Origin of the sequence: Paracoccus aminovorans (genome assembly GCF_900005615.1) — a bacterium.
GTDB lineage: Bacteria > Pseudomonadota > Alphaproteobacteria > Rhodobacterales > Rhodobacteraceae > Paracoccus > Paracoccus aminovorans.
This window is the reverse complement of record NZ_LN832559.1, coordinates 2,443,102-2,461,905: the sequence shown is the minus strand read 5'-3', so window position 1 is coordinate 2,461,905 and position 18,804 is coordinate 2,443,102. Positions and strand designations below refer to the sequence as shown.

At 62.9% G+C, this 18,804-nt stretch carries 20 protein-coding genes and 1 pseudogene; all 21 read right to left on the bottom strand.

What is annotated here, in order from left to right; all coding sequences use genetic code 11:
• Positions 1-47: 47 nt before the first annotated feature.
• A pseudogene (locus JCM7685_RS12290) lies at positions 48-218 on the bottom strand (nucleotide-binding protein); the annotation flags it as partial.
• Positions 215-1,375: a replication initiator protein A gene (locus tag JCM7685_RS12285; RefSeq protein ID WP_074970049.1), complete on the bottom strand. Its 1,161-nt coding sequence runs from the start codon at positions 1,373-1,375 to the stop codon at positions 215-217. The pseudogene JCM7685_RS12290 and the gene JCM7685_RS12285, both read right to left, overlap by 4 nt.
• Before the next feature lie 17 nt (positions 1,376-1,392).
• Positions 1,393-1,674 (bottom strand): helix-turn-helix transcriptional regulator, encoded by a 282-nt coding sequence (locus JCM7685_RS12280; protein WP_074970051.1) that lies wholly within the window; start codon positions 1,672-1,674, stop codon positions 1,393-1,395.
• Positions 1,675-1,809: 135 nt separating this feature from the next.
• On the bottom strand, positions 1,810-2,130 hold the full coding sequence (locus JCM7685_RS20075) for a DUF2285 domain-containing protein (RefSeq protein ID WP_269458833.1): 321 nt from the start codon (positions 2,128-2,130) through the stop codon (positions 1,810-1,812).
• Between the two features lie 124 nt (positions 2,131-2,254).
• The gene (locus JCM7685_RS20795; RefSeq protein WP_408634310.1) at positions 2,255-2,581 is read right to left on the bottom strand and encodes a transcriptional regulator domain-containing protein; all 327 of its coding nucleotides are present in this window, start codon (positions 2,579-2,581) and stop codon (positions 2,255-2,257) included.
• A gap of 109 nt (positions 2,582-2,690) precedes the next feature.
• Entirely contained in the window at positions 2,691-2,954 is a 264-nt protein-coding gene (locus JCM7685_RS12265; protein WP_074970055.1) for a DNA -binding domain-containing protein, read from the bottom strand.
• A 111-nt stretch (positions 2,955-3,065) separates the two neighbouring features.
• Positions 3,066-3,317 carry a helix-turn-helix domain-containing protein gene (locus tag JCM7685_RS12260; RefSeq protein ID WP_074970057.1) on the bottom strand — a complete coding sequence of 84 codons (252 nt, stop codon included), beginning with the start codon at positions 3,315-3,317 and terminating at the stop codon, positions 3,066-3,068.
• 225 nt (positions 3,318-3,542) lie between these two features.
• Entirely contained in the window at positions 3,543-3,869 is a 327-nt protein-coding gene (locus tag JCM7685_RS12255; protein ID WP_054589582.1) for a DUF736 domain-containing protein, read from the bottom strand.
• Between the two features lie 570 nt (positions 3,870-4,439).
• Positions 4,440-4,880, bottom strand: coding sequence for a hypothetical protein (locus JCM7685_RS12245; RefSeq protein WP_074970061.1), 441 nt, complete (start codon positions 4,878-4,880; stop codon positions 4,440-4,442).
• A gap of 151 nt (positions 4,881-5,031) precedes the next feature.
• The gene (locus JCM7685_RS12240; RefSeq protein WP_074970063.1) at positions 5,032-5,958 is read right to left on the bottom strand and encodes a DUF2493 domain-containing protein; all 927 of its coding nucleotides are present in this window, start codon (positions 5,956-5,958) and stop codon (positions 5,032-5,034) included.
• A 307-nt stretch (positions 5,959-6,265) separates the two neighbouring features.
• Complete coding sequence (locus JCM7685_RS12235) at positions 6,266-7,303, bottom strand: DUF7146 domain-containing protein (RefSeq protein ID WP_074970064.1); 1,038 nt, start codon at positions 7,301-7,303, stop codon at positions 6,266-6,268.
• Positions 7,303-11,637, bottom strand: a complete 4,335-nt coding sequence (locus JCM7685_RS12230; RefSeq protein ID WP_074970066.1) for a strawberry notch family protein — start codon at positions 11,635-11,637, stop codon at positions 7,303-7,305. Before JCM7685_RS12230 ends, JCM7685_RS12235 begins: the two co-directional genes overlap by 1 nt.
• Before the next feature lie 159 nt (positions 11,638-11,796).
• The gene (locus JCM7685_RS12225) at positions 11,797-12,441 is read right to left on the bottom strand and encodes an antitoxin of toxin-antitoxin stability system (RefSeq protein WP_074970068.1); all 645 of its coding nucleotides are present in this window, start codon (positions 12,439-12,441) and stop codon (positions 11,797-11,799) included.
• Complete coding sequence (locus JCM7685_RS12220; RefSeq protein WP_074970100.1) at positions 12,434-12,850, bottom strand: hypothetical protein; 417 nt, start codon at positions 12,848-12,850, stop codon at positions 12,434-12,436. The genes JCM7685_RS12225 and JCM7685_RS12220 overlap by 8 nt, the downstream gene beginning before the upstream one ends.
• A 65-nt stretch (positions 12,851-12,915) precedes the next feature.
• Positions 12,916-13,464: a hypothetical protein gene (locus JCM7685_RS12215; protein ID WP_074970070.1), complete on the bottom strand. Its 549-nt coding sequence runs from the start codon at positions 13,462-13,464 to the stop codon at positions 12,916-12,918.
• A gap of 197 nt (positions 13,465-13,661) precedes the next feature.
• Positions 13,662-13,826: a hypothetical protein gene (locus JCM7685_RS12210; RefSeq protein ID WP_009450567.1), complete on the bottom strand. Its 165-nt coding sequence runs from the start codon at positions 13,824-13,826 to the stop codon at positions 13,662-13,664.
• Positions 13,827-14,248: 422 nt separating this feature from the next.
• A complete protein-coding gene (locus tag JCM7685_RS12205) occupies positions 14,249-14,545 on the bottom strand; it encodes a hypothetical protein (RefSeq protein WP_074970071.1) in 297 nt (98 codons plus the stop codon).
• Positions 14,539-14,877 (bottom strand): hypothetical protein, encoded by a 339-nt coding sequence (locus JCM7685_RS12200; protein ID WP_074970073.1) that lies wholly within the window; start codon positions 14,875-14,877, stop codon positions 14,539-14,541. The genes JCM7685_RS12205 and JCM7685_RS12200 overlap by 7 nt, the downstream gene beginning before the upstream one ends.
• Positions 14,878-14,975: 98 nt before the next feature.
• The gene (locus JCM7685_RS12195) at positions 14,976-17,114 is read right to left on the bottom strand and encodes a Spo0J and enkurin domain-containing protein (protein ID WP_074970075.1); all 2,139 of its coding nucleotides are present in this window, start codon (positions 17,112-17,114) and stop codon (positions 14,976-14,978) included.
• A 124-nt stretch (positions 17,115-17,238) separates the two neighbouring features.
• The gene (locus JCM7685_RS12190; protein WP_074970077.1) at positions 17,239-17,634 is read right to left on the bottom strand and encodes a DUF2958 domain-containing protein; all 396 of its coding nucleotides are present in this window, start codon (positions 17,632-17,634) and stop codon (positions 17,239-17,241) included.
• The gene (locus JCM7685_RS12185) at positions 17,631-18,593 is read right to left on the bottom strand and encodes an ArdC family protein (protein WP_074970078.1); all 963 of its coding nucleotides are present in this window, start codon (positions 18,591-18,593) and stop codon (positions 17,631-17,633) included. The genes JCM7685_RS12190 and JCM7685_RS12185 overlap by 4 nt, the downstream gene beginning before the upstream one ends.
• Positions 18,594-18,804 lie beyond the last annotated feature (211 nt).

The window sequence follows — 18,804 nt, the reverse complement described above, 5'->3', positions numbered from 1 at the left end:
TCCATTTTGGACGCCGATCACCCCAGAAGCGGGGTCCTTATTGCAAGCCGTTCAACACCCTCGCGGCTGCGCTGCTGCGACCAGTCGAGCGCCGAGCCTTGAGGATCGGCATCGATCAGGATGACGCGTCTGCCCTCGCGCGCCCATTGACCGGCCAGGTGCAGGGCAAGCGTCGTCTTGCCGACGCCGCCCTTCTGGTTGAGGAGGGCGACAATCATTCTGCACCTCCCGGCTCATTGCCGAAGGAGAGTTGCGGAGGGCCAGAAGAAAAGGTGGCCGTAGAACCTGATTTTCGGAAAGCCGGAACAGATGTCGTGTTTTCAAGGCGAGGTCTTTCGACCTCACCGCCGCCGCTGGTGATGTTTTCCACATCGCGCGCGCGCTCTTCAAAGTTAGACTCTTTGTTAGACTCTAAGTTAGGGGCGCAATTTCGTCTTTTATTCCTAGAGCTTATACCCTGTTTGGGTTCCCGATAGCACGAGCCTCCGGTTCCCGATGGCACGATAGGCCGGGTTCCTGATAGCACGACGCTATCCACAGGTTGTCCACAGGGTGGCGCGGGTTCGAAGGCGAGCAGGAGTCTGCCGCCGATTTCGACCTCAAGGAACAGTATGTAGCCGGGCAACGGCTGGCGTCGGACGATGTCGCGCAACTCGAAGGCGAAGCGCTTGAAGGGCGAGAGGCTGCCAGATTTCTGGTAGAGGTGGCGGAAGTCGAAGCGCCAGCCGTTGCGCTGCTTGCCGCCATGTTTGCGCACGATGCGGTAGAGCCAGCGGTCGAGGCCGCCTGTGAGGCCGAAATAGGTCCGGTCAATGGTCAGGACGAGCGCATCGTCGAGGACGGCGCGATAGAACCAGTCCGGCAGTATCAATTCGAGCCCGGCTGGCTTACCTGAGCGATCGGTGCGCTCCTGCCATTCGTTGATCCATGAGAAGCGATGGCGGCGGCCCTCGGCTGGTTGGCGGATCGTCGTGGCGACCGTGGTGGACTGAAGACGATCCAGCGCCGCCTTGAGGCGCTGATAGTCGCGTACGGAGACGCCGCGGCCTATGAAGTTCAGGATTTCATAGGGGGTCGTGGCCATGAGGCGGGAGGTGCGCAGACCTTTGTCGCGCGCCTCGACGATCTGGCTGGCGGCCCAGATCAGGATGTCGGCGTCCCATATCGTGGCCATGCCATGATCGGGCACCGCCTCGACGCGGATCAACACGTCGCCCGAAACGAAGTTGATAGGCGCGGTGCGGTGGGTCTTCGAGAGGGAGAAAAACGGATAGGCCATGAGATCCTGCGCGTCGCGTGGAGCGAAGTCACCGGGGAGCGCGTGGAACAGATCCAGCTGTCCGCGCTCCGGAGAGGGGTGATGTCGCGCCGTCATTGGAGGGACCGCAGCAATCAGCGGGCGTTACGACCGGCGAGAGCCGCTGTGGGCTGGGCCTGTCGTTTAGCGGGGAGAACACTGCCGCGAGGGTCGGAGGTTGAGGTGACAACCCCACGCTCGGCCCAGGCTTCGAGCTCGTCGATCGAATAGACGACGCGGCCTCCGAGCTTGCGATAGGCTGGCCCTGTACCATAGGTACGGTGCTTTTCGAGTGTTCGGGCGGACAGGCTCAGGAAGGCAGCGGCTTCCTTGGTGCGCAGGAAGCGCGGCGGCAACGTCGCGATATGGGTGGTCATGGTGGCCTCCGTGGCTTTCGCGGGGGGCCGCTGGTGATCAGCGGCGAACGAAGGCCACGATGGCGAAGAAGAATCGGCAGGAGGGAGTGGGAACTTGAGGGGGCTAAAATCGCACACCCTTGGTGGGGTCGCCGGCTACGAACGGCGGCGGTGGCGAAGCAGCTTGCGATAGCCGCCATTGATCATCGCGAAACCGTCCTTCACCAGATCAAGCACGACGTCGCGGAGCGCCGAGGTTTTCCAAGGATCGGCAGAGACTCGTTCAACGCCGAAAATCACTTCGGCGATTTCGCGATATTCTGCGTCGTTCAAGCGGCCATCGACAGCGCGCAGCATGTTCTTGAGGCGACGTCGTTGTTGAGCTGTCATGCGGGTATCCTGAGGCACGGACAGCCCATGCAGCCGTCGCCACATGCGCGTGAGGGCCTGGATGCGATCGAGACTATGGGCGTCAATGGGTATGATTGCGGCGATCGGCTGACGTGGTCCGAGTCCGGTTAGTGCGATCAGATGCAGACGGCCGCTTTCAGTGAACAGCGAGATATGGAGACCTTCAGTCGAGGCTTGGCGAAGCTCGGCGTCAAGATCCCCGAGAACAACCGGACTGGTTTGCGCCAGCGTCGGCGCAGGTCCGAGATGCAGTATGCTGGTGTCGGTTTCCGGCGTCCAGAAGACTGGTTGTTGAATGGCGGTCAGACTTGGCTGGGCGGGGAAATCGAAGACCCCAGCGATTACCGATCGCTTCGGTTTCGTTGCCCAGGATCAGGGGCGCATTTATGCTGTCTGCATAGTCACGCTGGTATTCCAGATTTCGGCGTAAGCATTCCCAAGCGAGAGCATCTACATCGGCATTGTCCATATAGTCGTATGGAGTCGATGATCGCCATTCTGTTGTATCGGGCGTCATGATGATCCTCCCCGTGTAGCGAATATGCGCACAGGCTGAATTGATTCCGGGGATTCAATTTGTTGGGAAGGCTTCGGGACGCAACGGGTGTAGCCCGCGGCGCAACACCTCAGTGAGGGCGGCCGCGCCTAAGCTGCCGGTAGCCGTGTTCAGTCATCCAGTGCGCGCGCGCAAGATGGCTGTCATGGACGCGTCGTGCGCGTTCAGGCTCGGTCTTTGGGCAAATCCCGAACAGAATCTCAACGGCTTCCTGCCAGGTTGCACCGTCGGTTTCCGCATCAAGCAACCTCATATAGAGCTTGATATGCTGCCGATCGTAGTCGGTGAGGGACAGGCCATCTGGAGCCTGATCGAGATAGTCAATTTTGAGCATCGAGAGCGCCACTGTGCTCTTTAAGGGAGTCGAAGTTTTGGTTTGGGTTGTACATGGCCGATGTGACCGTTAAGCGTCACTATGTAGGAAGTATAGCCGTGGCAACGGGTACTATTTTCGAAAAGCTTGTTCATTCCCATCGACGATCATCACCCCCTCATTTCGCCCGGAGTTGATGAAGGCGATGCCTTCTGTTTCCAGGGCTCTGCGCACTTGGTCGCTCGTGCTTTCAAACACACGAAGGCCTGTCGCGGATTCCATGCGTTTTAGCGCGGTCAGCGATACCTTGGCCTTGTCAGCGAGCATCTCCTGTGTCCAACCCAGTAATGCGCGCGCGGCCCGTGTTTGTCGGGCGGTGATCATGCATGATCACCTCCCACCGGCACCAACCGTCACGCCAGAACTACGGCTATAATAGTCGGAGTTCCCTGTAATGGCGAGCCAGAATCGACGTTTGAGGCATTTTGACGAATGCAGGCCGAAGCGAGTGATTCGGGTCGGTGTTGGAGCGGTGGCGGTGGGCGTGACGATTTTTGCGCGGGCATGAGAAAGGCCCCGACCTTGCGGTCGGGGCCTTTGTGCCGCGCCTTAGTCGCCGCGGCGACCGTTGGGGCGGGACCAGATGAGGGAGAAGGTTTCGCCTTCTTCGTCATCGAAGAGGTTGGCGTAGATCGGGGCGTTGAAGCTCGGATCATCCAGCTTGAGGCCCAGATAGTCGCGGCCCTCGTTGGAGCGCTTGGACCAGGCGGCGCCGATCTCTGCGCGGCCGACCAGAACCCGGTGGCTGGGGGCGTTCTCGCCGGTGGCGCGCAGGTCGGGAACGATGCGCACGCCCTTGGCCTGGACGCTGAGGGTGACGATTTCGCCGGTGAATTCGTTCGAGCCGGTCTTCTTGAAGGTGCCGATGGTTGCCATTTTAAGTCTCCGTTTTCCGTTTCCGAGCCCGCACCATTGCGGCCTCTATGGCGATCGACCGGCCGGAGACGAACGCTGGCGCACCCCCTTTGGGGGCTGGACAGCACAGGAGAAACTTTCTTGTTCCGCGCGGAATGGCGGCTCTGCCGTCAGGGGAAGAAAGTTGTGACGACGCTGTTGCGCTAAAGCGGTCGAAGCGCATCGCGCTGTTCTTCGGCCAGATCAGGCCATTGAAGAGGCCGTTTGGAGCGGTTGAGACACGGGGGCTGAACGGAGACGGTGGCAACCTTGAGGTCCGATCAGGATGACCTGACCGGTAACACCGGCCTTTTTGTCACCCCGCCATCTCAGGCTATGCACATCTTTCTTCCCGGCCTGTTCTACCGGCATTGCCCCCAACCGGGTTCTGGTCAGACCAAAAACGCTGGCGCTGACCGTTTCGCGCTCCTATGGGCCTCGTCTGTGCCTCACGCTGCTCCGATGCTTGCCCGGTGTCTGCCACCATTTTCCTGACGAAGATGGAAGATGATCCGCATCCGCTTCTGGTCGCCATCCACGGATCATTGCGGTTCAGGTGCGTGCAAGGTTCCCGTCCGCTGGACCGGTTGCCGCCATGCCCGCAACTCGCAGGAACGCTGTCACGCCCACCGCTATCGCCCCGATCACCGAGAAGATGAGCTGCCATGTCTCAGACGGCATCATGTGCTTTACGATACCGAGCGTGGCATAGAATCCGGCCATACCCGCCGGAGCGACGAAGGCCAGAGCGATCAGCAAACGCGCCCAGATCGGGCGGATCAGCATGAGCAGGCCCTGACCGACCGCCAGTGTCAGACCGGCGGCGAGAAGACCGACCACGATGCCGCCGAGCCAGCCAGCTCCCGTGCCATAGGCCCAGGTGCCTGCATTCAGGCCGATGAAGAACGGCAAGGCGAATACGGCGAGATTGAACAGCAGCCAGCACATGGTGCCGATGGCTGCGATGGAAACGAGGATTCCGAGAACGATCATGGTGGTGTCTCCGTGCAAAAGGTTGGACGGTTGCGCCTTCCACCACCACCACGGCGCACTGCGACATATAGCATGAATATGCCTGTCCAGGCGACACGGAATGATCGGCGGACGCTGTCGTCATGCTCATGATGAGGTGGGAAGGCAGCGCTCACGCGCTGCCGGCCCCGAAGCGATAGACCGGGATGCCCATCTTGCGGGCCTTGTCGGCCAGGTTGTCCTGAATGCCCGTGCCGGGGAAGATGATGACCCCGATCGGCATGATGGAGAGCATCTGGTCGTTGCGCTTGAAGGGTGCTGCCTTTGCATGTTTTGCCCAGTCGGGTTTGAAAGCGACCTGTGCGACCTTGCGGTTATTGGCCCAGGTGGCCGCAATGCGTTCCGCGCCCTTGGGCGATCCGCCGTGCATCAGCACCATGTCTGGGTGCTTGGCGTGGACCTGATCGAGCTTGGCCCAGATCGTCCGGTGATCGGTGGTGTCACCGCCCGAGAAGGCGATCTTTGGTCCGGCGGGCAGCAGCACCTCGTTGTCGGCCCGGCGTTTTGCGGCGATGAAGTCGCGGCTGTCGATCATGGCCGAGGTTATCTGGCGATGGTTGACACGTGAGCCGGAGCGTTGCGACCAGGGCGTTCCGGTGGTGCGCAGATAGATGTCGGCGGCGGTATCGCGGAAGGTCTCCATGCTGTCGCGGCGCTCGATCAGGCTTTGGCCTGCGCCGATCAGGGTTTCGAGCTGGACGGATTTGACCTCGCTGCCGTCCTGTTCGCGCTGAAGGCGCTTCTGTGCCTGCTCGTTATCGTCGAGTTTGGTCTCGATCCGCAGGGCGGCGCGGTGGAAGGTGTTGACGGTGGACCACATGATCTCGTCGAGGTCGAAATCGAGGCTGGTGTCGGCCATGGTGGAAATCAGGGCGTCGAAGATGTCGGAGACTGCGCCCTGGATGACGTGATCTTCGGGTGTGATCCGGGGATCGGCCTCGTCTTCGGAGGGGCGGTAGCCGTAGAGTTCGAGTTCTTCGATGGCGTGGCCGGTCGGGGACGTGCTGTGATCGGGTTCGAAATCGTCGTGCGCGTACATGGGATGCTTCCGTCAGTTGGACCGCGACCGTCGCGGCCTTCATGGCGACGAAAGCCCACGGGCGCTCCGGTCTGGCAGCGCGAGCCTCTGGCGAGTGCCTTGATGGCAAAGCCCGGCTGATTTGTTTCGCGCTGTAAAGGCGGGCTTGCCCGCCGACGGAAATCAGTCGGGCGCCGCCATTGCCTGACCGGAGCGTTTGTGGGCCGATCGCCCTCTCGGAAGGCCAAGGCGCGGTCCTCTGCTGATGACAGGATGCAGCCAATGCGCATGACAGGATCGGAACGGCCCGATCACGGCCCCGTACCGGCTATGCACTTGAAGCCATGAAGCGGCTGACGTCCTCGGGAGCGATTTGCACCCGGATCTCTGCCCGAACGGCATCCAGCCCGTAAGTTGCGAGATCTTCGTTGAAGTCCCCCAACATGGGCGAGAGCGTGATGGCCTCGATCCCGGCCTTGTGCGCCCGGTCCACCAGGCTATCGCGGGCGCTGTCACCTGCCGGATCGTTGTCGCGGACGATATAGAGCCTGCGCAGTTGCGGCGGGAACAGCATGGCCGCGAGGTGTCCGGCCGAGAGTGCGGAAACCATCGGCATGGTGGGCAGAGCCTGACGCAGCGACAGGATGGTTTCGATGCCTTCCCCTGCTGCCATGACATCCTGCGCATCACCGAAACGCACTGCATGTCCGAGCAGGTCGCCCATTGCCTTCCTCGGCGGATCGACAGGTGCCTTGCCGGAACCGTCCGGGGCCAGCCATGTGCGGTGTGCGCCGGTGATCCTGCCATCGAGGTCGGTGACGGCGGCGATCATGGCGGGCCATGCTTGCGTCGGGCCATCGTCCTCGGGCCGCCAGTAGCAATTGGGGTGGAAGCGCAGATTTGCGGTTTGGCGTAAATCCGCAATGCCGCGTCCGCGTAAATACGCTTCTGCGGTACTGCCGATCAGCGGCTGCGTCATGCGCCAGAGGCGGCGTGCGGCCTCGGATGATCCCGATGGTGCTGGCGTTCGGGACTGACGGGATGGTGGCTGCGGTTCAGGATGCGGCAGGCTGAGGAAGCGCCGGGCTTCTTCGGCAACGTCTGCGAAGTCGATCAGACCGAGCGAGTCGCGGATCACGTCCAGCAGATCGCCATATTCCCCCGTGGCCGAGTCCTGCCATTTACCGGCAATGCCTTTCACGCTGTCGTGCAGCCGGACGAACATCGAGCGGCCAGCGGTGTTTCGGACATCGCCAACCTGCCAGTAATTACCCTGTTTGCGCCCATTCGACAGATAGTGGCGGCACACCGCCTCGGCCTGCCGGCCGAGACGCTGCGCCAGTTCGGAAGCGTTGAGACGCGCCATTATGCGGCCTCCCGCTCACCGATGCGCAGGGCTGGGAAGCGGTCAAGCAGTTTGCCTGTGATCGCCGGTCCCGTCGCATCGACAGGCACGAAGAAGCGCAGTTTCCACGAGATGATCTCGCTGAAGAGTCCATAGGCCCGCAGCCGGTCGCGCATCGCGTCAGTAAAGCCGGTCAGTTCGATCCGGTTAGCGCCCATGACCCGGACGCGGCGCAATTGCAGCCCCTCGGCGAGATCAAGGATCGTGCGACCTTCGATCAGCGCGGCATAGGCGGCATCCGGCGTCAGGCTTCTGGTGACGCCACTGGTCGAGGCATTGGCAGCCCAAGCCGGCGAGACCCGGCGACCGATGATGCGTTCGCCCTCGTCGGTCTGGAGGCGATAGACGCGGGAGGATTCCTGCGGCAGGCGTTTCCAGATCGGCAGAAGCAACCCCGTCACCATATGCAGGATACTGTCAGTGAATTCCGGCACCTCGGCCAGTTCCGCCTTCCAGGCCGCGGTGAAGGCGGCACGGTCGGCCTCAAGCCAATGGGTCTCGCCCATCGCCCGCACCGGAATGTTCATCGCCTCCATGGGCCGGATCAGCCGCACGCGCCGTTCGATCTCACCATCATCCAGCATGATGCTGGTGGTCGGGATCTGCACAGCGGCACGACCGGATCGCTCGTTGATGAGCAATCTTGCACGGGGATCATCCAGTTCTGCCAGGGCTGTATCGAGCGTGACCGGCTGATTGCGTTTGCGCTCGGTGAGCGTCAGGAGCCGGGTTTCTGCCCCGGTGCCCGGATGGGTGTGGATCACCTGCCGGTCTGTGACGATGAAGCTTTCGGCCTTCAGCGTTTCCAGCCCCATGTCATATGTGCCGGATGCAATGGCCCCGTCGATCCGCGCCTGGAGAAGCTGCTCGAAGGCCGAGAACAGGATGCCCTGCAACTCGATGGTCAGCGCCAGCAGGCGGTTGAGGAAGGTGGTGATCGGCGGCAGTTCGTCCTTCACACCATTGCTGTCCATCAGCTTCAGGCCGGTGGCGGATTCAAACCGTTCAAGCGAGCAGCCCTCGACCTTGCCGCGCACAATCAGCAGATAGAGCTGGCGCAACGCATCGCGAGCATAGGCGGATTCCAGATTATCCTCGGGACGGAACAGCCCCTGGCCGCCGGTCTGGCGCTGGCCGCGTGTGATCGCGCCCAGCGTGTCGAGGCGGCGGGCGATGGTCGAGAGGAAGCGCTTCTCCGCTTTCACATCGGTGGCAATCGGCCGGAACAACGGCGGCTGCGCCTGATTGGTCCGGTTGGTGCGGCCCAGCCCCTGAATGGCGGCATCGGCCTTCCAGCCCGGTTCCAGCAGATAATGCACGCGCAAGCGCTGGTTTCGCGCCGAGAGTTCGGCATGATAGCTGCGCCCCGTGCCACCGGCATCAGAGAAGACCAGGATGCGCTTGCCGTCATCCATGAAGGCCGAAGTCTCGGCAAGATTGGCGGAAGGCGCACGGTTCTCGACCGCAAGGCGTGCCGATGCCCCGCCGCCCTTGCGCACGATCCGGCGCGAACGGCCCGTGACTTCCGCCACCATATCCGTGCCGAAACGCTGGACGATCTGGTCGAGCGCACCGGGGACAGGCGGAAGCGAACCGAGTTGCTCCAGCATCTCGTCGCGCCGCGCCACGGCTTCGCGGCATTCTACCGGCTGACCATCGCGAAAGACGGGACGGGAAGAGAGGTTGCCCTCGCCATCGGTAAACAGCTCATAGAGCTGTACCGGGAAGGAATGCTGCAAATACGAGCCTACATACTCCCTGGGCGTGACATCGACGGAAATATCGTTCCATTCCTCAGTGGGGATCTCGGAAAGCCGCCGTTCCATCAGCGCCTCGCCGGTCGAGACGATCTGGATAACGGCGGCATGGCCCGCTTCCAGATCGGCGTCGATGGACCGGATCAGGGTCGGGGTTTTCATGGAGGTCAGCAGATGGCCGAAGAAGCGCTGCTTGGTGCTTTCAAAGGCCGAACGGGCGGCGGATTTGGCCTGCCGGTTCAGCGTCGCTCCCCCAGAGTCTGGGCTGCCGGTGATGTTGGCGGCTTCCATCGCCGCATCCAGATTCCCGTGAATCACGGCGAAGGCGGCAGCATATGAGTCGTAGATGTGCCGCTGTTCGTCCGTGAGCTGATGCTCGATCAGTTCATATTCGACGCCATCATAGGAGAGTGAGCGCGCGGTATAGAGGCCGAGGGACCGCAGATCGCGGGCCAGCACTTCCATGGCCGCAACGCCACCGGCCTCAATCGCCTCGACGAACTCGGCACGGGTCTGGAACGGAAAATCCTCGCCGCCCCAGAGGCCGAGGCGCTGCGCATAGGCGAGATTGTGAACTGTGGTGGCGCCGGTCGCCGAGACATAGACCACGCGGGCATCGGGCAGCGCGTGCTGGAGCCGCAGGCCCGCACGTCCCTGCTGCGAGGCGGCGACATCGCCGCGTTCGCCTTTTCCGCCACCGGCATTCTGCATGGAATGGCTCTCGTCGAAGATAATGGCTCCATCGAAATCGGACCCCAACCATTCGACGATCTGCTTGACGCGGGAAACCTTCTCACCCCGGTCGTCGGAGCGTAGCGTGGCATAGGTTGTAAATAGGACGCCTTCCGACAGCGCGATCTTTGCGCCTTGAGGGAAGCGTGACAGAGGCGTGACCAGCAGCCGTTCCATGCCGAGCGCCGACCAGTCGCGTTGCGCGTCCTCGATCAGCTTGTCGGATTTGGAGATCCAGATTGCCTTGCGCCGACCGCGCAACCAGTTGTCGAGAATGATGGCGGCGGACTGGCGACCCTTGCCAGCGCCGGTTCCGTCACCGAGCATGAACCCCCGGCGAAAGCGGATCGATCCCGTAGCATCTTCGGGCGCGGCGCTCACATTGTCGAAATGCTCGTCCACGGTCCAGGCACCCGCGAGATGATCGGCATGGGCTTCCCCGGCATAAATCACCGTTTCGAGCTGGGCGTCCGACAGACGCGCGTAGATGTCGGCGGGCAGCATGGGCCGGTAGGAGGGCTTCGGCGGTGCGACCGAGGCCATGGCGGCGGATTGCACCAGCTTGGTCGGATGCGGCTGCGCGCCAGCAATGCGCAGCGATTGCAGCGCATATTCCTCATAGATGGCATCGGACAGGCGAGCGCCTTCCGGTGGCGTCCAGTCCACGGTCTCATAGGCGAGTTCGACGCCCTCGGGATCGTTGGCGGGAGCAGCAGCAGGCCGCGCAGCTGTCGCCCGGGCCAGATAGCCCCGCACGGTTTTCGGCGCGGTGGTCGAAGCGGACACCACGGTCTTCGGCAATGAGACAGGCGAACGCTGCGGGACATGCGCCTCGATCCAGCCGATCAGCGTGGCAACATCGGGTGCAATTCCCGGTGAGCCCGGGAAACTGGCCGGATCTTCGGCGGGCAGTTTGTCGATCACGGTCAGCCGCGTGTCGATCGTGGTGCCGTGCTTTGCATAGACTGCACCATCGACGGCGGCGGTGAACACCACGCGGCCACGCGCCTGCAAGCGGGTGAAAGCGTCCCGCCATGCCGGAGCCTCGGGGCCAAAGCCTGCACCGGTGATCGTCACCAGCCGACCGCCAGGAGCAAGGCGGGCCAGCGCCGAGGCAACATGGCGGTAGGCCGCATCGGACACACGCCCGCTGACATTGGCCATGACCGAGAATGGCGGGTTCATCAGCACCACGGACGGGACGCCATCCGGGGCGAGATGATCATCGATCTGGGCGGCGTCGAACCGGGTGACGGCGAAGGCCGGAAAGAGCTGGGCCAGCAGATCGGCGCGGGTCTCGGCGAGTTCGTTGAGGATCAGCGAACCGCCGATGGTCTGCGCCAGGATCGCCAGAAGACCGGTGCCAGCCGATGGTTCCAGAACCCTGTCATCAGGTGTGATCGCAGCGGCTGTCAGAGCGGCAAGGCCCAATGGCAGAGGCGTGCTGAACTGCTGGAAGGTCTGGCTTTCCTCGGAACGCCGGGTCTGCGTGGGCAACAGCGCCACGATCTTTGCCAGCACGGAAATCCGTGCAGCCGGAGACGCGGCTTTACGGAAAAGCGCCTTTCCGTATTTGCGCAAGAAGAGAACGGTGGTGACTTCGCAAGCCTCATAGGCCAGCTTCCAGTCCCAGACGCCAGTAGCGTCGGACGCGCCGAAGGCCGTTTCCATCGCACCGCGCAAGGTGGCGGCATCGACGCGCTGACCGCGTTCGAGATGGGGGAGCAAAAGATTGGCCGCAGCCAGGATCGCGGGCGCAGCCACCAGCGGCGTGACCGGATCGGCCACGGGGAAAACCATGTTCATGTCGGGAACCTCAGGAGAGCGGGAAGGGACAAGCCCGGACAGCGCTCTCTATCGACCACCCGGACCTGACCCTTTCCGGCCAGCCTCTCACTCTCAAACCGCAGCATGAAAAAAGCGCCCCGACCGGACGGCGGGGCGCTTGTCAGTGTCATCTCAGGATCATCCGAAGCGGCGACCGCCCTCGGTGAAGGTGTATTCATTGGCGGCGATGGTTTCATCGACCGCCTCGTCGGAGGATAGATAATCATATTCGCGCTCAAGCTGGCGGTAGAGCCAGCGGGCCAGATCGCGCAGCGCCTCGATGATCGTCTCCTCGGCATCGGCGGTCATGTCCTGCCAGGTCGGGCTGTCGCGCTCGACCGAGATCGCCATGCAGTATTCGTGATAATAATGGCCCCGATGGCTGGCATCGGCGCGAAGCTGATAGAAGTTGCGGCGCTGGATCGCCTGAAGGGCGTCGGCGATGCGGTGCAGTTCGGTGTCCTGTGGGGCGTATTCCCGGATCAGGCGCGGTGCATGTTTGCGGTAGGAATACCGGGATTCAAAGCACGCACCGTCCCCCTGCGAAGAAAAGCCCCGGAACCAGATGCAGGGGTCTTGCCGTGTGCCCCCGCCCATCAACCGGACGGTGCGGGTCTTGAGGTTCAGCCCGAGGATTTCCGCGATGCGCTGGAAATCCTCATAGACGGCATCGTACCAGTCATAGTCGAAGCCGCCCTCACGATACCAGGCGCGGGCCTTGTCCTTCGCCGCATCGGACAGTTCGTTGAGGCGATAGACGATGGTTTCGATGATCTCACTCATAGGGATCTCTCCCTTCGAGCACCGAGGAAAGCCAGCCATCGGTATAGATCCAGTCCACTGTTTCTCCGGTGGCAAGATCGAGGACATGCGCGCCACCGCCGAAGCCGTCGATTCTCGGCCTGGAACAGCTGTTTGCGTATTGAAGGCCCCATAAGCCCGTCAGGCGGAACTCGGTGGCGCAGCGTTTGACGAACTGGATGACATGCTCGGGATCGCCGGTGACGTCATCACGCATCCAGAGCTGTGTGCCACCATGTTCTGGCTGGATGGAGAGCAGGAAGCCGTCCGAGGGCGGGTCTTCGGAAGCATTTTCAGCAGTCAGAGCGTTATAGAGCTCGAGCGCGCGGGCGGCATTTTCGGGGGTGCCCACATCGAGCAGGCAGGAAAAGTGCGTGAAATAGTCGGCCATGACGGTCTCCAGGCATGACATGGCCCGGCGTGAAACCGAGCCGAATGGGATGGGAAGGGTGAAGCTCAGGCGGCCTGTGGCAGGCGGAGCAGATCGGCTGCGGTCTCGCGCCAGAAGGGATCGACCAGCCGGACCTCCAGTGCAGCGGCGCGGTAACGCAGCCGTCTCGCATCACCGGGGTCCGAGGCCCGGAATGCCATACCGCGCAGGCGGCTGGCCTCGGTCAGGATCCTGCGTGCCTCGGCATCGCATGCGACCGGCTGTTGCCAGAGGATAATGCCGGCGCGGATTTCGCCGGCGAGGACCAGGCGCTGATCGCGGTCCTGAATGAGCATGATGCGCGGCTGAAAATACGGGAAGCTGTCCGGCCCCGTGCAAATATCACCGCGCGACAGGCGCAAGGCTGCGGCCTGGATGGCCTCTTCCGGTGACGGGCATTCCCCAAGCGGGATCACGCGGTCAAAACTGTTCGCCGCGTCACTGGCGTCATAGTTGGCCACGCCGAGGCACGAGATGCGCAGCGGCAGCTTTTGCGACCGATAAAGCGCGGGCAGAACATCGGCAGCCAGAATATGACCGATGGAACGGAAGGTTTCGGAACGGGCAAAGGTCATTGGGATTACTCCATGACGGGCGCCGGTGAGCCTCTCTCTCCGACCCTCAACCCGTCACGGCCGAACGGCCCGCACTCTTCCTCTCTGACCGGGCTTGTTCCCGGTTCCGCTGCCGGCGATGGGGATCATCGCAAGGCTGAAGGCCCGAAGCGCGGGCTGCCGCGCTCGGGCCGTCGGGGATGAGGCGCTTTCGCGCCTTACTCCCACGGGTCCAACTCCAGCTTCACCATGTCGTCATCGCCGTCGAACTCGGCGGCGGGGCAAGCGGCGTGGGTGCCGTCTCCGGCCTGGAACACAACGATCGAAACCATCAGCGTGGCGGCAAGGCTGGCGGCGAAGGCGGTGGCATCTGCATAGGACATGGGTTCCGGCTCCTGTCTTTGGAGGCGGGGGACCATCCCCCGCGCGACAGGCGCCCGAAGTGTCTGACCGGATCTGCAATCACCCGAGGGCGTTCGGACTTTTTCCGAATCCCCGAGGGCGGCACGCTCGCGTAAGCCGACCCTTCACGGGTTGATTGTCAAAGAGACGGATCGGACCAAGGTTTGCGAATGGAAGCGGGGGTGGTGCTTTGCCTCTGACAGGATGCCGGATACCCGTTGCAGATGCTCTGCCGCGCCAGCCTTGCCACCATGCTGGCATCAGGATCGTGTTCCCTTCAGGCCAGAGATGGCTGCCGCTTGTCCTGAATGGGACGGCAGATGGCATGGTGCAGCCGGATTGGACCCGTCCGGTGTAGACCTCCCATCCTCACGGCCCGAGCGCGACATCCCCGATCGAGCCCTCAGCTCCAAAGCCCATCGGCAATTTCTCGGGCGATCATCGCGCGCGCCTTCATCATCAGATCATCGCCCGAAGTGTCGATGTGACCATAGAAGCGCCCGCGGCCGCCATGGGCAGTCCATTCTGCGTAGCGGCAATGCTCGCGTGCATCGAGGCGGAACACGCGCATGTCTTCGGCCCAATGGGGTTTGGGTTCCACGACGACAGTGATGCCGTCGCGGGTTTCCTCCCAGGGCAGCGTGCGCTCCATCGGACGGTTTTCCCGATCTTGGGCAAAGATCTCATCGACGGTCAGCATGATGCACCTCCGCTGGCGCTGCGCGGAGCGAGAACGGTCGGATCGGTAGCAACGTGATCGCCGACTTCTACGTCACAGAGCTGTATCGAGAAAAACTCCTCGCCGCGATCCAGCATTCGGTCGAAATACTTCTCCCCGATCTCCTCGTCCGGCGGGGGATCGTCGTCATAGGCATTGCTCCACCATTCCCTGGCAATGTCTGTACGCCAGTTCAAAGCTCGATCCCTGGCGAGAAAAACACGGACATCCGTGCCGTGCGGATGATCGTAGATGGCGACATGAACCGACTTCGGGCTGCCCTGGTCGTTTGGAGCCTTGGCGTTGTGCGGCATGATTTTGTCTCCTTAAACAAAAATGGCCCGGCGGAGTGCCGGGCTATGCGGTGGAAGGGGAAAGAGGGCGGGGCGACCGAAGCCGCCCCGCATGAGTGCTATTCAGCAGCGACCATATGCTGTTCATCCTCGTCGTCGGCCGGATCGTCCTCGCCATCGCCGGAGAGGAAATCGGGCAGATCGTCGGCTTCAGCCGCAGCGCCCGATGCCGGCTCGACTTCGATGCCTTCGTCCACCATGCGCAGCGGCTCAGGCAGCCAGCCGGTCTCGGCCAGCAGGCGTTCGGCTTCCTTAGCCATGTCGCCTTTCTTGAGGTGCCCGATCAGATCGGCAGCCCGGTCTCCGGCCCCTTCGCGCACGGCTTCAAGGATACGCGGCTTGGTCACGCGGCCGAGATAATTGCCAACGGTCGGTCGCCAGCCCACGGCCACCATGTCGAGGCCGGTCGAACGGGCCAGCCGGTCAGCCTGCGAGAGGCGGATGTCCAGCCCGTGCTGACTGACGCCCGTGCCGCTATAGGGGTTGGGCTTTTCATAGAGCGCGTTGACACCGAAGCTGACGCAATGGGCGAGCAGATCCATGCGCGAACCATCGTCCAGATCGGTCAGCCAGTCCCAAAGGGCGGCATCGTCTGCCGGGACATGATCGCCCCAGCGTTCGTGTCGGTCTGCAATGGCCTTGGCGGACAAGCTATCACGCAGATCTTCGGCCTGTGCGGGCAGATGGACCTCACGAACCTGTGCTTCGAGGCATCCTTTGCTGGAATGCGGCATGAAGCAATCCATGACCAGCCGGTGCAGCAATGCGGTCATGGCGACATGCGGGTTCACCGCCACCGCATCCCGCAGCGCCAGCGTGCGGTGTGCGGTCAGCTCGCTGACCAGACGATCGGGCAGCGGCTTGATGGTGTCGGCCTCGTCTTCCTCCTCCATTTCGACCGGCTGGCCGCCCAGCGTGATAACCGCACGCATGCGGCTTGCCTCCGGTTCTGCCCGCTGGATCACCTCGCCGGTTTCCGGGTCAACGATCTCCGCCTCCGGTTCCGCAGGCGTTTCATCCTCGGCGCGAACATAGCCGCGCTCAACCAGCAATGCGCCGTCGGCGTCGATGCTGATGAAGACACCCGCCATGCCGATTTGATCGGGGTCGAAGGTCATCGGACGGCGCTCGAAGGTTTCCAGTGCCTGTTCGATCTCACCGAGGCGGGCGTCGATCTCGTCAGGCAGTTCGTCAGCCTCTCCATATTCTGCTTCAAGCCGGTCATATTCGTCGCGCAATGCCTCGCGGGTGGCGCGTTCCTCTTCGCTCAGATCGACCGTAGTGCCGACAATCTGACGAAGGCCATGATCGTGACCGTAGGGAAAGGTGATGGCGACCTCGATCCACTTCCAGCCCTCTGCGGCGATGGCTTCGGCCTCGGCCTTCAGCTTTTCGCCCACCAGCCGGTCGAGCAACACCGGATCTTGCAGCCAGCCGCCATCGTCCTGCTGGAAGAGATCGCGCAAGACGCAGCCGCCAGCCTCCTCATAGGCGGCAATTCCGACAAACACTGCCCGCTTGTCGGCGGCGCGGACCGTGGTTTCGGTCAGCAGGCGACGGATGTGGTAGGGTTCTTTCTGCCAGCCATCCTTGATTGCCTCCCAGACCTGCTCCTGCCGGGCATGGTCAGAACTGACGCTGAAGGCCATGAGCTGTTCCAGCGTCATGCCGTCTTCGGCATAGACGTCGAGCAATGCCGGCGAGACGGAGACCAGACGCAGGCGCTGCTTCACCACCTTGGCATCCACGAAGAAGGCGGCGGCGATGGCTTCCTCGGTCATTCCCTTTTCGCGCATGGCCTGGAAGGCGCGGAACTGATCGAGCGGATGCAGCGGTGCGCGCTCGATGTTCTCGGCGAGCGATACCTCGTCGATCAGCACATCGGCACTGGCCTCCGACATGACGCAGGGGACCGGCGCGACCTTAGCGAGGCGCTTCTGCTTGACCAGCAGTTCCAGCGCCCGGAAGCGGCGACCGCCGGCGGGCACCTCGAACATGCCGGTTTCCTTGCCCTCGGCATCCACTACCGGGCGGACATGCAGGGACTGGATCAGGCCGCGACGGGCGATGGACTCGGCCAGTTCCTCGACCGAGATCCCGGCCTTGACGCGCCGGACGTTGGACTGGCTGAGCACCAGCTTGTTGAAGGGAATGTCGCGCGAAGACGACAGGGTGATCTTCTGAACGGCAGTGGCCATGTCAGTTACTCCATGACGGACGCCGGTGAGCCTCTCTCTCCGGCTATCAGCCCGTCACGAAGCGAAGCGCCGCCCTCTTCCTCTGAAGAGAGCGACGCCAGCCGCAGAACCTGAAACCCGGAAATCAGGCACTCCGGTTTTCTGTATCGGCGGATGTACGAGAAAAGCTCGCGCCGACGCGGTAGAGCAGACGCTCTGCGGCGCGGATGCTGTCGGTCTCACGGGCGGCCTCGGCCCAGACCGAGATCGGGAAATCCCCGGTGAACAGCAGATCGCGCTCGATGCCCATGCCGAAGGGCAGCCGGACTGACTGCATCTCGCCAAGGCTCCACGACCCGAGTTCTGGATAGCCGAGATCGGCCAGGCCAAACATGATGTCGCCATCCTCACCCAGTTCGGTGGCGAGCCAGACGCCCTCGCCGAGGGGGTTGAAGAACTTCACGACCGGGATGTGATCCTGATCGCGCTGGCGACCATTCGCCAGCAGGTGGTCGCGCTGTGTGCCGGTCAGGAGCATCATGCCGCAGCCCTCCGGTCGGTTACGCTGGCATCCGGCTCCCCGGTGTCTTCGGCAGGCAGATGCGACAGCAGCCAGTCCGCCGCCTTGCTGGCCTGCGAGGCTGCGCGGACAATGGCGCGGGAATCCTCGCGCATGACCTCCAGCCACGACCCGATGTAATCGGCATGGCGCACCGTCGGCACGATCCCGAGCGCGGCACAGCTGAAAGCTGCGGTCTGTTCGGCAAGCATTTCCTCGAAGGCGTATTTCTTCGAACCGAACGAGCCGGTCAGATCGCGGTTGAGACGGCTATGATGGCCGCTGGCGTGGCCCAGCTCGTGCAGGGCCGTCCTGTGCCAGTTGATCGGCTCGAAATAGGCTTGCGGAGGCGGCACCTGCACATAGTCGAGCGACGGCATATAGAAGGCGCGATTGCCACCGATACGGAAGTCGATGCCGGTGGCCCGGATCAGCGCCTCGACCCGAGGTTCGATCAGCCCCGGCGGCGGTGGCGGCGCGACTGCCGTGATCTCATCGGGCAGGCCATCGCATTGCGCGGCGTTAAAGACCGTGAACCGCTTCAGAAACGGAATGGCATGCGCATCCTCACCCGTCTCGCGGGCACGGCGTTTTTCGTCCTCTGGGGTAAAACGGTCGGCATAAACGACGGTGGTGCCGCGCTCGCCCTTCCTGACATTGCCGCCCAGCGAAAGCGCCTGTCGGAAAGTCAGCCACGCCTGACCGGGGAAACCGTGCTGGATGACAGCACCCCAGAGAATGAGAATATTGATGCCTGAATATGACCGGCCGGTTGAAACATTTTTCGGCAGGCCCAGCGGGGCGGTATCCGGCGACGCGCCCCATGGCTGGACCCAGGGGAGCCGGCCTTGCTCCAGCTCGGCGATGATCTTGTTGGTGATGTCGTCGTAAAGGTTGCTGCGCGCGCCACCGTCAGCGGGGCTGCGATCCTGTCTGGCCATCGGGATGATCTCCGCGACGGGCGCCGGAAGCCTCTCTTCCAGCCCTCAACCCGTCACGGAAAACCCGTCCGCACTCTCACTCTCAAGGGGGCGTTGCGGGGTCTCCCCGCTGATGGGGGTGCGTCGGCAACGCCAGTGCCGACCAGGGGGAAGGCTTTCCCATAAGCGCTAACTTAAAGCGCAGGCACGGCGGCGGCGCAGACCGCCGTCA

Excerpts from the sequence above, each read along its gene's own strand:
- JCM7685_RS12285 (WP_074970049.1), bottom strand. The coding sequence starts at position 1,375 with ATGACGGCGCGACATCACCCCTCTCCGGAGCGCGGACAGCTGGATCTG.
- JCM7685_RS12280 (WP_074970051.1), bottom strand. The coding sequence starts at position 1,674 with ATGACCACCCATATCGCGACGTTGCCGCCGCGCTTCCTGCGCACCAAG.
- JCM7685_RS20795 (WP_408634310.1), bottom strand. The coding sequence starts at position 2,581 with ATGACGCCCGATACAACAGAATGGCGATCATCGACTCCATACGACTAT.
- JCM7685_RS12265 (WP_074970055.1), bottom strand. The coding sequence starts at position 2,954 with ATGCTCAAAATTGACTATCTCGATCAGGCTCCAGATGGCCTGTCCCTC.
- JCM7685_RS12260 (WP_074970057.1), bottom strand. The coding sequence starts at position 3,317 with ATGATCACCGCCCGACAAACACGGGCCGCGCGCGCATTACTGGGTTGG.
- JCM7685_RS12255 (WP_054589582.1), bottom strand. The coding sequence starts at position 3,869 with ATGGCAACCATCGGCACCTTCAAGAAGACCGGCTCGAACGAATTCACC.
- JCM7685_RS12245 (WP_074970061.1), bottom strand. The coding sequence starts at position 4,880 with ATGATCGTTCTCGGAATCCTCGTTTCCATCGCAGCCATCGGCACCATG.
- JCM7685_RS12240 (WP_074970063.1), bottom strand. The coding sequence starts at position 5,958 with ATGTACGCGCACGACGATTTCGAACCCGATCACAGCACGTCCCCGACC.
- JCM7685_RS12235 (WP_074970064.1), bottom strand. The coding sequence starts at position 7,303 with ATGGCGCGTCTCAACGCTTCCGAACTGGCGCAGCGTCTCGGCCGGCAG.
- JCM7685_RS12230 (WP_074970066.1), bottom strand. The coding sequence starts at position 11,637 with ATGAACATGGTTTTCCCCGTGGCCGATCCGGTCACGCCGCTGGTGGCT.
- JCM7685_RS12225 (WP_074970068.1), bottom strand. The coding sequence starts at position 12,441 with ATGAGTGAGATCATCGAAACCATCGTCTATCGCCTCAACGAACTGTCC.
- JCM7685_RS12220 (WP_074970100.1), bottom strand. The coding sequence starts at position 12,850 with ATGGCCGACTATTTCACGCACTTTTCCTGCCTGCTCGATGTGGGCACC.
- JCM7685_RS12215 (WP_074970070.1), bottom strand. The coding sequence starts at position 13,464 with ATGACCTTTGCCCGTTCCGAAACCTTCCGTTCCATCGGTCATATTCTG.
- JCM7685_RS12210 (WP_009450567.1), bottom strand. The coding sequence starts at position 13,826 with ATGTCCTATGCAGATGCCACCGCCTTCGCCGCCAGCCTTGCCGCCACG.
- JCM7685_RS12205 (WP_074970071.1), bottom strand. The coding sequence starts at position 14,545 with ATGCTGACCGTCGATGAGATCTTTGCCCAAGATCGGGAAAACCGTCCG.
- JCM7685_RS12200 (WP_074970073.1), bottom strand. The coding sequence starts at position 14,877 with ATGCCGCACAACGCCAAGGCTCCAAACGACCAGGGCAGCCCGAAGTCG.
- JCM7685_RS12195 (WP_074970075.1), bottom strand. The coding sequence starts at position 17,114 with ATGGCCACTGCCGTTCAGAAGATCACCCTGTCGTCTTCGCGCGACATT.
- JCM7685_RS12190 (WP_074970077.1), bottom strand. The coding sequence starts at position 17,634 with ATGATGCTCCTGACCGGCACACAGCGCGACCACCTGCTGGCGAATGGT.
- JCM7685_RS12185 (WP_074970078.1), bottom strand. The coding sequence starts at position 18,593 with ATGGCCAGACAGGATCGCAGCCCCGCTGACGGTGGCGCGCGCAGCAAC.